Source organism: Nocardia gamkensis NBRC 108242 (genome assembly GCF_001612985.1).
In the GTDB taxonomy this organism is placed as follows: Bacteria; Actinomycetota; Actinomycetes; order Mycobacteriales; family Mycobacteriaceae; genus Nocardia; species Nocardia gamkensis.
Window position 1 is genome coordinate 42,761 of the sequence record NZ_BDBM01000032.1, and the last position, 13,997, is coordinate 56,757.

The following is a 13,997-nucleotide window of genomic DNA, read 5'->3' on the forward strand; positions in this document are numbered from 1 at the left end:
TTTGCCGCGTTCCGGCTCTGATCAGCGGGGATGCAGGGTGATCCGGGCGTTGTGGGCGGGGCTGAGGCCGGTGTGATAGCGACGTGGGGGTTCGACGGGACCGGTGGCCGCACCGATGCGACGATGCTCGAGGATGGTGCGGAAGAGGATGCGCGCCTCCGTCAAGGCGAATTGGGCGCCCAGACAGCGATGCGCGCCGGCGCCGAAGGTCAGCCAGGTGCGGCCGTTCGGTGGCTCGTCGAGGAAACGTTCGGGGCGGAAGTCCATCGGGTCCGAATAATGCCGGGGTGATTCGTGAATGAGGAGAATCGGGACTATGACGATGGCCCCCTTGGGGACCTGGACGCCGTTGACCACGGTGTCGCGCAGCGCGCGCCGCCCGGTGAACGGAGACACCGGGCGGATTCGCATCGTTTCGGCGACCACGGCGTCGAGGTACGTGTCGAGCCGGGCGCCGTCGCCTGCGTCGACCGCCGCGTCGAGCTCGGCCATGGCTGCCGGGTGGGCGGCCAGCATGGCGGCGATCCAGCCGAGCGTGATGGCGGTGGTCTCGTAGGCGCCCAGCAGGATGCCACGCATATTGCGGGCCAACGCGGCGTCGTCGTGCTGATCCAGTTCGGTGCCGACATACCGCGACAGCACATCTTTCCGGCCGTTCCCGTCACCGGGCGTGGACCGGCGCGCGGCGATCTCCTCGATGATGAGGGCGTCGACCTCGGACTGGCGGCGGCTGAGCGGCGGGTAGGGCAACGTATAGCCACCGACCAGCGGAGTGAGCAGGGTGACGGCGAGAAAACCGCGACTTTCGATTTCCCCGAACCACCGGCTCACCGCCTGTTTCAGCCGGTCCTTGCGGGGCGGAGCCACGTCGCCGAAGACGACGCCGAGCAGCACGCCGATGGCCAAGTCGTAGCCGACCTTCAGAAACTCGAACGGTTCACCAACAGGCCAGGTCGGCAGTTCGCGCTGGACCACCTCCACCATGAGATCCTCATAGGACCGGAGTGCCTTGCTCTGGAACGGCGGCGCGAACAGTTGACGTTCGCGGCGATGGTCGTCACCGTCGAGGAAGATCAACGTCTGCTTGCCGAACATCATGTCGTGGCTGGAGAAGCGGCTCAGCACCTGTCCGACCGAGAAGTCGTCGTGGTTGGCGAACAGTCCTCGCACATCGTCCATGTCGTAAGTGACCAGCATGGTCGGAAATCCCGGCGGCGAGACGACGAACCGTTCGCCGAATTCCAGCAAGGGAGATCGGTGCGTACCGGGGCGCATCAGTCCACCGATTTGCGCGATGTGGCGGGTGCGTAGCCGAGGGAGTTCACGCAGAGATATCGGGGCATGCGACATGTAGCCATCCTTAACCCGTTGCTCGGCGACTCGCAAACATGAAATCCCCGCAGTGGCAATAGATACCGCTGACTCCGCGCGGCGTCCCCTTCTTTACGCTGCGAAGCCCAGACCGAGCGCGACCGCGACCGGAATCAGGTAGAGCATCGGAAACGCCACGGTCTTGTATGAGCGGGCCCGCAGCACGGTGATCACCGCACCTGCGAAGTACAGGATCAGGCCGATGGCCGCTGCGACTCCGATCGCGGGAACGAAGAGGCCGGCGATCAGCCCGAGCGCTCCAGCGGCCTTGGCCGATCCCAGTGGCGTCCACCACGATTGCGGCACGCCGTATTCCACCAGCGGGTCCACGACGAACGCGGCCCGGCGCAGCAGCGAGACCGCCGAGAAGCCGACCCAGGCGGCAGCGACGATGGTGACGACGATGTATGCAGTGTTCATGGGAATCTTCTCGGTTTCTCTTCGGTAAGTCCTGGTCCGGATGGGTTCGCCTCGATGACGACGCAGCGCGCCGGAGTGTGACATCCGGAAAAACCCAACCCGGTTCGGTGGTTGTCCGGTGGCCGCGGCTTCGGTCGCGAGTTCGGTTGTGGTGACGCGGCGGTAGCGCGCCGGGCAGTCGGTGGCGAAAACGGTGCAGATCGGCTCGCGCGACTCCGGCTCAGTAAGGGCCGATGGCGAAGAAAACCGCATTCGGTTGACTCTGACATCGTGTGAGGTTGCAGACTCACTGGCGTGACCGACCCCTCGAAGCTGATGTCCATCGGCCGCTTTTCCTCGTTGAGCAGGATCAGCGTGCGGATGCTGCGGCACTACGACTCGAGCGGTGTGCTGACTCCCGCCGTGGTCGATGCCAGCGGATATCGCCGGTATTCGCCGGAGCAGCTGGGTGATGCCGCCCGGATTCGCCAGCTGCGTGACGTCGGGTTCGGCGTGTCCGCCATCGGAGCCCTGCTCGCCGTATACGGCACTCCCGCGTATACCGATGCGCTGCGATTGCAGCGCCGGACGCTCGTGGACGAGGCCGCCTCGGCCAGGCATCGGCTGGCCCTCATCGAGCGCATGCTCGACCGGAACGAATTGGAGAACATCTTGTCCGACATCGAGGTTCAATTGATCGACATCCCCGCGCAGACGCTGGTGACGCTGCGCGGGACGGTGGAGAACTACGCCGCCGAGGGGGAACTGTGGGAGCGATTCGTGCCCGAGCTCCAGCGGCAGGACATCGCGATCACCGGTGCGGGCGGCTGCATCGAACACGACGGGGAATTCCGGGAGGCCCATGTCGACGAATCGGTTTTCGTGGAGACCGCCGCAGGTGTCGAAGCCCAAAGCCCGCTCGTGGCGCTGCACGTCCCGGTTCGCCGCGCGGTGTGCGCGACCGTGACCGGCCCGTTCGCCGAGATGATCCCGCAAGCACACGATCGAATCGCGGCCTTCATCAATGACAACGGTCTGCGGATCGCTCGTACGGACGACGACGTCTCGACCCACCACTTCAACGTCTACCGCAACGACCCCAGCCAGGTGCCCGAGTCGGAGGCGATGATCTCGGTGACCGTCCCGGTCCTGTGAGCACATCCTCGCCTCACCGCCGTTGGTCGACTGTCGCGGCACGGGTGGCTCGGCGGGAGTGATAGTGCCGGTGACCGGCGGTGTCCGCGGACCGGTCGACGCGGTGGCGGAGAAAACGCCTCCCCGCTGTTCGGTCGGCGCACGGCCGATACATGTGGCTGCGGTGAGGCGGGGTTGCGGGTCGGGCGGCGGTGCCACCCACACGGCCGCCGGGGCAGGGGCCGCCGACCCATCGGCTGATCCGCCGGTCGCTCCGGAGTCGCTGGACGGCTGGATACATATATCGAGCAAGCGGGAACAAACCGGTTGGCTGGATACATATATTCTCCGTACGGGTGGCGACGACGAGTGGAGTGTCAGTGACGGAGCCGGATTCTGCACTGCTGGTGCGGGCGCTGCAGGCCGATGCTTCGCACACCCCCGAGTCGGTGCGCGCGGTGACCGCCCGGTTGATCCGGGATGGTGCGCTCACCGCGGGTGCGCGCTTGCCGACTATTCGCGAGGTAGCCCGGCGCTGCGGGCTGAGTACGCGCACGGTTGTCGCCGCCTGGAGCGCGCTGCGCGAGGAAGGCCTGATCACCACCAATCGACGCGGTGGCACGGTGGTAGTCGCGCTAGAGGAGGCCCCGGCGGGCCGTGCCCTCGCGGCCCGCGACCTGCTGACCGGAAGTCCGGACTACGCATTGCAACCCGATCTGGCACCCGCCATGCTGGCCGGATTGCACACCGATCAGCTCAACCGACCCGGGCGTGACTACATCACCGATCGCCTGCGCGAAGCCGTCGTCGACGGCTGGCCGTTCGCGGCCGAGGCCTTCGCCGCGGCGGGCGGCGGTTCGGAGGGTCTGTTCCTCGCGGTGGACGCCGCCGCGCCCGCGGGTTCCCTTGTCGCCGTGGAGGAGCCGGTGATGCCGGGCTTCCTCGACACCCTGACGGAGGTAGGGTACGAGGTGCTCGGTATCGAATCCGACGAACAGGGGGCGCTGCCCGGCGCGCTGGCGGCAGTGCTGCGGCGGCAGCCGTCGGTGGTGGTGCTCCAGCCGGAGGGCGGGTACGCGATGGGTGGCGCGCTGTCGGAGGACCGCGCCACGGAGTTGGCCACCGTGCTCGCCGCGGCGGAGCAGGTGCCCTGGATTGTCGAGGACGACGCGGTGGGGCCGCTGGCCCTGGCGCAGGCGCCCTCGCTCGGCCGCTGGTTCCCGCGCCGCAGCGTGCGGGTGCGCAGCTATTGCAAGGCCTACGGCATGGACATTCGGACCTGTGTCATCGGCGGCAGCGCCGAATTGGTCGACCGGGCCATTCGTGCACGGGTCCACGGTATCGCCGCCAACAGCCGGATTCTGCAGAATGCTCTGGCGCACCTCATCACCGACCCGGCGACCGCCGCACTGATCGATACCGCCCGCGATCGCTACACCGCCCGTCGGGAAGGGCTGCTCGCGGCATTGCGCGAGCGCGGCGTCACCGCGTGTTCCGGTGTGAACAGCCTGGTGGTGTGGGTGGAGGTCGCCGATGAACAGGCGGCGCTGCTCGAGCTGGCCCGGCACGGGATCGTCGTCGGATCGGGGGCGAAATCGTATGTGGCACCGCCGCGTCCGGGCGTGGTGCGCGTCGCGGTGCCGCAGCTACCCAATGCGGCCGCCGGGCTCGCCGAGCTGCTCGCCGAGGCCGCCGGTGCCACGCATCGGGAGTTCCTGGACTAGCGGACGGGCCGCGGATGCAGCCGCGGGGCTATCTCGGTGCTGACGCGGTGCAGGCATTCCGCGTACCGGGGATGGCCGACCGCGAGAGGAATGTGGAACAGCACTTCGGTGGCGGCGTCGAGGCCCCGGTCCTCGCGCAGCTGTTCGACGATCTGCTCGGCGGTTCCGATCCGGATGCGGTTGTCCGTGAGGAACCGTCGCCGGTCGGCGGCGCTCGGCAGCTCCGGGTAGTAGGCCGGGCTCAGTCGGATGTCGGTGTCGAGCAGGTCGAGCGCGTCACGTTCGCTGTCACCGGGCAGCACCGTGACGGTCGACCCGACGCGCGGTGTGCCGCGGCATGAGGACAGATAGGCATCGACGAGTTCGGCGACATCGCCGCCTGCGCGCGCCAGGGAGTTGCCGTGTGGAAGGAGTCCGTCGCCCGCCGCGCCCGCGCGCCGCGCGGTGTCGATGTTGCCAGTGGACTGCCAGATCCGGGAACGCAGGGTGCCCGGTGGCGGATACAGGGCGATGTCGTCGGTGACGCGGCCGTAGGCCAGTAGACGCCGCAGCGCGGCCATCCGGTCGGCGTACAGCGCCTCCCGGTCGGTGTCGGGAACACCGAATCCGATGTAGCTGGAGGCGGAGTGGCCGAAACCGAGGCCCTTGCCGACACCGAGTTCGAGCCGTCCGCCACTGAGCGCGTCGGTGACCACCGCGTCCTCCGCCAGACGCACCGGATGTTCGAACGGCAGTGCCACCACGCCGGTGCCGAGCCGGATCGTGGTGGTGTGCTGGGCGGCCGCGGCGACGAACGGGAACACGGCGGGCAGTGCGGCGTGATGGGCCTCGAAATGCCGGGTCGCGAACCAGAGGGCGCCGAAGCCGAGTCGTTCGGCACGCGTGCCGATGTCGATGGTCTGCCGGTAGACCTCGGCGGCCGGCGGACCGCTGCGCAACTGCACGAACAACGACGGCGCGCTGAGGGCCGCTGAGGACGACGAAGTGATCACAGCCGGTAATGCCCTCTCAGGGTGGTGGTGTCGTATTCGGTGCGGAAGATGCCGCGCCGGCGCAGCAGCGGGACGACATGATCGACGAAATCGGCCAGGCCGCCGGGCAATTCGTCGATCATCACATTGAATCCGTCGACGGCGCCCGCCGAGAACCAGTCCGCGATGAATCCGGCCACCTGTTCCGGGCCGCCGACCACCTTGGCGTGCACACTGCCCGAGGCCAGCAGGCGCGCCGCGCCACGCGTGTCCGCGCCACTCGAGCGCACGTACTCGAGCAGTACCGCGCGTTGTCCGCGTGACCCCCCGTCGGTGTTCTCGTCGGGAATCCTCTCCCACGGGAACGGCGCGTGCAGGTCGAGATCTGCGGGGTCGAGGCCGAGCCGTTCGGCGAGGTTGACCAGTTGGACCTCGTCGGGAATAAGATCGATGAGCTCGCGCTCGCGTCGCCGCGCCGCGGCTTCGGAATCGCCGAGCACGACGATCAGCCCCGGCAACAGCTTCACACTGTCGGGAGCGCGCCCGGCGTCGGCGGCCCGACGCCGGAGTTCGGTGCGGCGTTGCGCCGCCGACCCGGGATCGACGTGTGCGGAGTAGACGGCGTCCGCTGTCCTCGCACCCAGTTCCACGCCGTGGGTGGAGGCGCCAGCCTGGATCAGCACCGGCCTGCCGTGAGTCAGCGGCGGCGCCTTCAACGGCCCGGCCACCCGGAAGAACTTGCCGTCGTGGTCGATCGGCCGGACCACTGCCGGGTCGAGGTAGCGGCCGGTCGCCTTGTCACCGATGATCGCGTCGGCGGGCGCCGAATCCCACAACGCGGTCACCACGTCGAGGAATTCGGCGGCGCGGGCGTACCGTTCGGACTTCGGCGGGGCCTGGCTCAGGGAGTAGTTGCGGGCCGCGGCGTCGCCGCCGGTGACGACGTAGTTCCAGCCCACCCGACCACCGGACACCGCCGACAGCGCGGCGAACGAGCGCGCCAGATTGTAGGGGTCGCTGTAGGACGTCGTGGCGGTGACGACCAGGCCGATGTGGCTGGTATGCGCGGCCAGCACGGACTGGGCGATGAACGGGTCGAGCAGCCGGCTGGGCGCGTTCCAGTCCTTGGCCTGGATGTCCGGTGAGTCGGCCAGGAACACGGCATCGAGCAGTCCGCGTTCGGCGGTGCGCGCCACGTCGAGGTAGTGCTCGATCCCGACGAAGTGCGCCGCGGGTTGTTCGGCGCGCCGCCACGGGCTGCCGAGGGTGCCGCCGGGTATCAGGTTGGCGTTGAGGATGACATGTCGTGGCTGGGCGGTCATGGCGGATCTCCGGGGATCAAGGTGAGGGGACGGGGCCGGGCGCGGGGGAGTCGCCGCGGACGAGGGGTCGTGCCGGGTCGGCGGTCCACTGCGACAGCGAGCCGGGATACAGGGCGATCTCGATGCCGAGCGTGGTGAGGACGAAGACCTGCAGGGCCGCGGCCATCCCGCTGCCGCAGTGGGTGGCCGCGGGCGTCGCGGGGCCGAGGCCGAGGCCGAGGCCGCGATAGCGCGTACGCAGGGTGTGTTCGTCGCGAAGCAGTCCGTGCTCGTCGAAGTCGTCGAAGACCGGCGCGTTGACGGCATCGGGAATGTGACCGGCGAATGCGCCCTCGCCGCGATAGTGGCTGCGGGGGCGGGCATCGAGGAGGATGCCGCGTGCGGGCAGCGTCGCCACGGCGGCGGTGCCGACCACGGGAAGTCCGCCGGGCCGCGCGGACACGGTTCCCGCCGTGACGGTTTCGGTGCCCGACACGATGGGGCCGCCGGCAGCGCGCCACGCCCGCAGCCCACCGTCGAGGAGCCGGACGTCGGTCAGTCCCGCCCAGCGCAGGACCCACCAGGCGCGGGCGGCGGGTACCGAGCGGGAGTCGTCGTAGACCACCACGGTGCTGTCGGCGCGGATGCCCCAGCTCCGCAGCGCGGTGGTGAGTGGTCCCGCTTCCGGCAGCGGGCGGGCGCCGGAGCGCGCGGTGGCGGTAGCCGCGAGGTCGGCGTCGACGTCGACGAACCGCGCTCCCGGCAGGTGTCCGCGCCGGAATGCATTGGGGTCGGGCACGCCTGCGCCGACCCGGACGTCGAGCAGCACCAGCTGTTCGGGTGGGTCGTCACGCAAGTTGCTCGCGGAGATGAGATGGGCGGCACGGGCCCCGGACATCGCGATCCTTTCGACGCTCGGACTATGCGCGGTGCCGAGGATATGTATTCCGAAGCTGTGGAAACATAATTCGGGTCTGCGTGACTTTTTGTGTTCACAGTATCGCGGTGGGGCTCATATGTTTTCACAGCCGAGGTCGCCCGACCCGGCACATATCAGCGAGAGGGCTGCTATGGGAGACGTCCTGACGAGCCGAGTCGTCGACGCCGAATGGTTGCGGACCCGTCTCTCGGACCCCGGCGTCATCGTCATCGAGGTGACCAACACGCCGGGTGCCGAGTCGGACCGGAGCACCATCGCGGGCGCGCGCACCGTTTACTGGAAAGATCTGCTCTGGCACCACTCGCGCCGGGAATTCCCCGCGGCATCGGTCCTGGTCGATCGTCTGCACGCACTGGGTGCCGATGCCGAGTCGACGGTGATCTTCGCGGGCGAGCCGACACAGTTCGCCGCGTACGCCATCTGGGTGGCCGCGGCCGTCGGGGTCGGTGGTGACCTGCGCTATCTGGACGGCGGAGTGCCCGCGTGGCGCGCCGCCGAAGCCGCGAACGGCACCGTGTCGAGCGACTGCGCTGCCGCACCGATCGAACGCGCCGCCGATGCGGCCGAGCCCACCGGCGACGCGCAGGCCTCCGAGTCGCCGGAGCCGCTGCCCGAGGTGGCGCCGCGCCACGAGGAAATCGTCGTCGGCCGGGACGAGGTACGCGCGGCCCTCGGATCGTCCGTCGCGATCCTGGATCTGCGCTCACCGCAGGAGTATTCGGGTCTGCGGGTGTCCCCGCTCACCGAGCCGATCGATCACGGTGCCGAACGGGCGGGCCGGATTCCGGGCGCGCGGAGCCTGCCAGCGCAGGATCTGCTCGACGCGCGCGGACTGCTGCGGCCGGTGTCCGAACTCCGGGAGCGGGTGGCGGAGCTCGGCATCGACGGTGCCGAGCAGATCATCGCCTACTGCCGGCTCTCGCATCGCGCCGCGCTGGGCTGGCTGGTGTTCACCGACCTGCTCGACGATCACCGGGTCCGCGTCTACGACGGATCTTGGACCGAATGGGGCAGCTTGGTCGGCGCGCCCATCGAGGACTGAGCCCCCATGAATCCACACCGGCGCAAAGTATTCGGCCGCATCGCGGGCGTGGTCCTGTCCGCGGTGGCGATGATGTGGGCCGCGGTCACCCTGGCGTTCCTGGCCGTGCACATCGCCCCCGGCGATCCCGTCACCGCGATCATGGGGGAGTCCAGCGATCCGGGACTGCGCGCGCGGATCGAACAGGACTGGGGTCTGGACCGCCCGCTGCTCGTGCAGTACGGGCGGCACCTCGGACGGCTGCTGCACGGCGACCTCGGCTACTCATACGTGCGCGGCGAACCCGTGACCGACATCGTGTTCGGCGAACAATTGGGCAGCAGCGCCCAGCTCGCCGGATTCGCCCTGCTCCTCGCGGTCGTCCTCGCGCCGCTGCTGGCCGTGCTCACCGCGGGAAGACGCGATGTACTCAGCCGGTCGATCACCACGGCCGAGATCGTGGTGGCCTCCGCGCCGCCCTTCTGGACAGGGCTGCTGTTGATCTGGATCTTCGCCTTCACGCTGAAGGTGCTGCCGGTGACCGCGGGCAACGAGTTCCAGCGTCTGATACTGCCGGCCGTCACCCTGGCGCTGCCCATCGCCGCGGTGCTGGCCCAGGTCATGCGGGAGGGGATCGAGCGCGCGCTCGAGCAGCCGTTCGCGCTGACCGCTCGATCGCGTGGAATCGGCGCCATCCGCCTTCGCCTGCGACACGGACTGCGGCACTCGCTGATCCCGGCCGCGACCCTGGCCGGATGGGCGGTGAGTGGATTGCTCACCGGGACCGTCGTCGTCGAGGAGGTCTTCGGCCGGTCCGGCGTGGGACGGGCGACGGTCGAGGCCGTCGGCTATTCCGACGTTCCGGTGGTGCTCGGTGTCGCGCTGCTGTCGGCCGCCGTCTATCTGATCGTCACGGTCGTCGTCGATATCGCCTATCTCTGGATCGATCCGCGCCTGCAGGAGGCCTCCGCATGACGAGAGCCATCCTGCGGCAACGTTTCGCCCTCCCGGTGCCACACCGTCCCGTCGCCGTCCTGATCGCCGGCGTGGTGCTGATTCTCGCGGTGCTCGCCGCCCTCGTGCCCACCCTGCTCGCCTCCGGCGACCCGCTGCAAACCGAACTGGTCACCGCGCATCGGCCGCCGTCGCTGTCGCATCCGTTCGGCACCGATCAACTGGGCCGTGATGTGTTCACCCGTGTCGTGTACGGCGCCCGGTTGTCGCTGTTCATCGGGGTGTCGGCGACGGCGCTCGCGGTGCTGATCGGCGTGAGTGCCGGGCTGGCGGCAGGAATCGGTGGCCGGGTCGTAGACGCCATCGCCTCGCGCGGCTTCGATCTGCTCGGCGCGTTCCCGGAGGTGCTGCTGGCCCTGGTGCTCATCACCTTCACCGGCACCGGAACCGGCAATCTCGTTCTCGCCCTCGGCCTCGCCGCGGCGCCGCGATTCGCCAGGGTGATGCGGGCGGAAACCCGGGCGGTGCGCGCCGCCGACCATGTCGCGCAGGCTCGACTGCTGACCCGGTCACGCGCGCGGATCGTCGTTCGCCACATCCTGCCGAACGCGTTGCGGTCGCTGCCGGTTGTGGTCACCCTCGGCCTCGGGACCAGTATCCTCGGCGCCGCCGCCTTGAGTTTCCTCGGCTTCGGCCCGCAACCTCCGGACCCGGAGTGGGGTTCCATGCTCGCCGAGGCGCACGGCGATCTGCGTATCGCATGGTGGTCGGTCGCCTTCCCCGGTGCCGCCGTCACGGTCGTGGTCCTGGCCACCACGGTGCTCGGCCGCCACGTCGGCCACCACTTCGAACGAAGGGCACAGCCATGACGCTCACCGCCGCCGCCGTGCCGAGCACGGACACCGTGACCGACACCGTGCTGAGCGTGCGGAACCTGCGCGTCGGTTTCCCCGGGAGCGCGGGCGATGTCGTCGAAGGCGTCGGCTTCGACCTTCGGCGCGGCGAGATCCTCGCCATCGTCGGCGAATCGGGTTCGGGCAAATCGGTGACCACACGCAGCCTCGTCGGACTCGCGGGGGCAGGCGCCCGGGTGCGGGCCGACCGGTTCGAGTTGTTCGGCACCCCGGCCCTCGGACTGAGCGAACGGCAGTGGCGTGGGATCCGTGGCGCCCGGATAGGACTGGTGTTCCAGGACGCGCTCGTCGCGCTCGATCCGCTGCGCACCATCGCCGACGAGATGGCGGAAGCGTTGCGCGCGACACCGCGCTCCGGCCGCGCGGCCCGCATCGATGAGCTGCTGATCTCGGTGGGGATCGCCGATCCCGAGGTGCGCAAGCGGCAGCGGCCGTTCCAGCTGTCGGGCGGTCAGCGCCAGCGCGCGCTGATCGCCTCCGCCCTCGCGGGCAACCCGGACATCCTCATCGCCGACGAACCGACCACGGCGCTGGATGTGACGGTTCAGGCGCAGGTGCTCGACCTGCTGGTCCGGCAGGTCGCGGGCGGTCGATCGATGATCCTGGTGAGCCACGATCTGGCGGTGGTGGCCGCGGTGGCCGATCGCATCCTGGTGATGAAAGCGGGGCGCGTCGTCGAGCAGGGGCCAGCGGCGCAGGTCATCGGCGATCCACGGCACGAGTACACCCGGGCATTGATCGCCGCGGTGCCGCGGGGCCGGGTCGGCGCATCTCCGTCACGTTCGGGCGCACCGATCTTCACCGCGAGCGCGCTGACCAAGGCGTATCGGGTGGGGGGCCGTGCGGTGCCCGCGGTCGCCGATATCGGCTTCGAGGTCAGGGCCGGCGAGGTGCTCGGCGTGGTCGGTGAATCCGGTTCGGGTAAGTCGACGGTGGCGAAGATGATCACCGGGCTGATCGAGCCGGACGGCGGCGAGATGCGTTTCGCCGGAGCGCCGTTGACGCCGCGCACTCGCCGTCCCGGCCGGATCGGGCTGGTCGCGCAGGATTCCACCGGATCCTTCGACCCCCGCTACCGGGTGGGCGAGATCATCGGCGAGAGCGTCGCCCTGCGGGTCGGCCGGCGCGAGCGGCGCGCCGAGGTGATGGGCCTGCTCGACGCGGTGCGCCTGCCGGCCGACAGCATCGATCGTCACCCCCGCGAACTGTCGGGCGGACAGCGTCAGCGCGTCAATATCGCCAGGGCGCTGGGCAGCAGGCCGGAATTGATGGTCTGCGACGAGCCGGTGTCGGCACTCGACATCGCGGTACAGGCCCAGATCCTCGAACTGATCGCCGAACTCGCGCGCGAGCGCGGGGTCGGCATCGTCTTCATCTCCCACGATCTAGCAGTCGTCCGGCAGATCTGTCACCGACTGCTCGTCCTGCACGGCGGCGTGATCGTCGAATCAGGTTCGTCCGATGACGTTTTCACGGCTCCGACCTCCCCGTACACCCGTTCCCTGCTCGATTCCGTGCCGCGCCTGGCGGTACCGGACCCCACGGAAAGACCCTCGCGTGCGTAATCGCCTCACTCGACTGTTCACCGCACTGGCCGTCGGCATCGTCCTGGCCGCGGGCGCCTGCGCCTCGGACCCCGAACCCGGCAGCGGCCGGGGCGGACCGACCTCACCGGCACAGCCGGGCGGCACCTTCACCATCGCCTTGCCGTCCTATCCGACACGCGGCCTCAATCCCCATGTCGGCGCGGCCTTCGACGCCTCCCAGGTGCTGCGCAACAGCTATGACAGTCTCATCGCCGAAGACCGCGACGAAAAGTTCCACCCGTGGCTCGCCTCCGAGTGGACCGTTTCCCCCGACGGCACGGTGTACGAATTCACGCTGCGCCGGGACGTGACATTCCACAACGGGGAGAAGTTCGACGCCGCCGCGGTCAAGGCGAACATCGATGTGCTGAGGAATCCGGACACGCCGTCCTGGACGGTGCTCGGCCTCCTGCAGTACTCGAGCGTCAGCGCGGTCGACGTGGTCGACCCCTACAAGGTGCGGATCACGCTGAGCACACCCCGCGCGGACTTCCTGTCCACCCTCGCCGGACTCAGCGGCGCCATCGTGGCTCCCAGCACACTGAACGTCGGCAAAGAGACCCTCACCAGCGGAATCGGGCTGGTGGGTTCGGGTCCGTTCATCCTGGACAAGGCGGTCCAGGGGCAGGAACTGCGCTTCCACCGGAATCCCGACTACCGGTGGGGTCCCGCCACCGCCGCGCATCAGGGCGCCGCGTACGTGGACGATCTCGTCGTCGAGTACATTCCCGAAGCCTCCACCCGCGCGGGCCTGCTGCGCAGCGGCGAGGTCGACGCGATCGGAACGGTGAAGGCCACCGACATCTCCCTGTTCGACGGGATCGACGGATTCCAGTACGAACAGATCGGCTCGTCGGCCGCGCCCACTGTGATCATGCTCAATCTCACCAACGGCCCGACCACGGACGTGCGGGTGCGGCGGGCCATCGCCGCGGGCGTCGATATCGCCGCGGTGGTGGACAGTCTGACCAAGCGTTCCCAGCAGCGCGCCTGGAGCCTCATCTCTCCGGACAGCGCCTATTACGACGCCAAGTACGAGACCAAGGGCAAACCCGATGTCGCCGCCGCCCGCGCCCTGCTCGATCAGGCGGGCTGGACCGGCAAGGACGCCGACGGCTACCGCACCGACGCGGCGGGACAGCGCCTGACCGTCCGTCTGCTCGCCACCACCCCGACCTATCCGGAAGACGATTTCCTGAAGGCCTGGCAGGCCGAGCTGCGCCAGAACCTCGGGATCCGGGTCGACCTGCAGTTCGTCGAGAACGCCCAGGTCTACGATCTGCTGGCCCGCAACCAGTACGAGGCGTTCCCGCGTCAGGTCGGCGGACTCGACCTGTCGCTGCAGTTCAACCGCGCCTACGGCTCCACCACCCCCGATCTGAAGTACGGCCAGATCGACGGCATCACCCTCGGTTCCATCGTCGCGGGCGCCAAACTCGCCGACCCGCGGGTGGACCGGTGGCTCATCGAAGCGACCAAGGCGACCGACCCGCAACAGCGCAAGCAGCTGTTCGACACCATCACCGCGCACCTGCTCGACAACGCCGTGGCGATCCCGCTCTACACCGACCGCAACAGTGTCGCGGCGAGTTCCGCGATCCACAACGTGACCGCACTGTTCGACCCGCCCCGCAACACCGTCAATGCCTGGGCATACGACATCGCCGTCCGCTGACCAGTCT

Annotated in this window: 12 protein-coding genes; 7 read left to right on the forward strand and 5 right to left on the reverse strand. The window is 69.1% G+C overall.

From position 1 onward, the window contains the following. Window positions 1-21: 21 nt before the first annotated feature. Both NG1_RS23985 and NG1_RS23990 read right to left on the reverse strand, forming a co-directional pair. The gene (locus tag NG1_RS23985) at window positions 22-1,350 is read right to left on the reverse strand and encodes a cytochrome P450 (protein ID WP_062974362.1); all 1,329 of its coding nucleotides are present in this window, start codon (window positions 1,348-1,350) and stop codon (window positions 22-24) included. A 93-nt stretch (window positions 1,351-1,443) separates the two neighbouring features. Further along, entirely contained in the window at window positions 1,444-1,791 is a 348-nt protein-coding gene (locus NG1_RS23990) for a DoxX family protein (RefSeq protein ID WP_040871712.1), read from the reverse strand. A 294-nt stretch (window positions 1,792-2,085) separates the two neighbouring features. On the opposite strand from NG1_RS23990, the gene NG1_RS23995 reads away from it, so the two are divergent. Together NG1_RS23995 and NG1_RS24000 are read left to right on the forward strand one after the other, a co-directional pair. Next, window positions 2,086-2,925 carry a MerR family transcriptional regulator gene (locus NG1_RS23995; protein ID WP_062974364.1) on the forward strand — a complete coding sequence of 280 codons (840 nt, stop codon included), beginning with the start codon at window positions 2,086-2,088 and terminating at the stop codon, window positions 2,923-2,925. A gap of 359 nt (window positions 2,926-3,284) precedes the next feature. After that, the gene (locus tag NG1_RS24000) at window positions 3,285-4,628 is read left to right on the forward strand and encodes an aminotransferase class I/II-fold pyridoxal phosphate-dependent enzyme (protein WP_062974366.1); all 1,344 of its coding nucleotides are present in this window, start codon (window positions 3,285-3,287) and stop codon (window positions 4,626-4,628) included. On the opposite strand, the gene NG1_RS24005 is transcribed toward NG1_RS24000, so the two are convergent. The 3 genes from NG1_RS24005 to NG1_RS24015 are packed head-to-tail and all read right to left on the reverse strand — an operon-like array spanning window position 4,625 to window position 7,798. Next, window positions 4,625-5,620 (reverse strand): LLM class flavin-dependent oxidoreductase, encoded by a 996-nt coding sequence (locus tag NG1_RS24005; protein WP_062974368.1) that lies wholly within the window; start codon window positions 5,618-5,620, stop codon window positions 4,625-4,627. The genes NG1_RS24000 and NG1_RS24005 overlap by 4 nt on opposite strands. Next, window positions 5,617-6,921, reverse strand: coding sequence for an NtaA/DmoA family FMN-dependent monooxygenase (locus NG1_RS24010; protein WP_062974370.1), 1,305 nt, complete (start codon window positions 6,919-6,921; stop codon window positions 5,617-5,619). Before NG1_RS24010 ends, NG1_RS24005 begins: the two co-directional genes overlap by 4 nt. Before the next feature lie 16 nt (window positions 6,922-6,937). Continuing rightward, the gene (locus NG1_RS24015) at window positions 6,938-7,798 is read right to left on the reverse strand and encodes a sulfurtransferase (protein WP_062974372.1); all 861 of its coding nucleotides are present in this window, start codon (window positions 7,796-7,798) and stop codon (window positions 6,938-6,940) included. Between the two features lie 172 nt (window positions 7,799-7,970). On the opposite strand from NG1_RS24015, the gene NG1_RS24020 reads away from it, so the two are divergent. The 5 genes from NG1_RS24020 to NG1_RS24040 are packed head-to-tail and all read left to right on the forward strand — an operon-like array spanning window position 7,971 to window position 13,990. Continuing rightward, complete coding sequence (locus NG1_RS24020) at window positions 7,971-8,882, forward strand: sulfurtransferase (protein ID WP_062974375.1); 912 nt, start codon at window positions 7,971-7,973, stop codon at window positions 8,880-8,882. 6 nt (window positions 8,883-8,888) lie between these two features. Continuing rightward, entirely contained in the window at window positions 8,889-9,836 is a 948-nt protein-coding gene (locus NG1_RS24025; RefSeq protein ID WP_062974377.1) for an ABC transporter permease, read from the forward strand. Continuing rightward, complete coding sequence (locus NG1_RS24030) at window positions 9,833-10,684, forward strand: ABC transporter permease (protein WP_062974379.1); 852 nt, start codon at window positions 9,833-9,835, stop codon at window positions 10,682-10,684. The genes NG1_RS24025 and NG1_RS24030 overlap by 4 nt, the downstream gene beginning before the upstream one ends. After that, window positions 10,681-12,294, forward strand: coding sequence for an ATP-binding cassette domain-containing protein (locus NG1_RS24035; RefSeq protein ID WP_062974381.1), 1,614 nt, complete (start codon window positions 10,681-10,683; stop codon window positions 12,292-12,294). The genes NG1_RS24030 and NG1_RS24035 overlap by 4 nt, the downstream gene beginning before the upstream one ends. Then, window positions 12,287-13,990 carry an ABC transporter substrate-binding protein gene (locus NG1_RS24040; RefSeq protein WP_062974383.1) on the forward strand — a complete coding sequence of 568 codons (1,704 nt, stop codon included), beginning with the start codon at window positions 12,287-12,289 and terminating at the stop codon, window positions 13,988-13,990. Before NG1_RS24035 ends, NG1_RS24040 begins: the two co-directional genes overlap by 8 nt. Window positions 13,991-13,997: the final 7 nt, after the last annotated feature.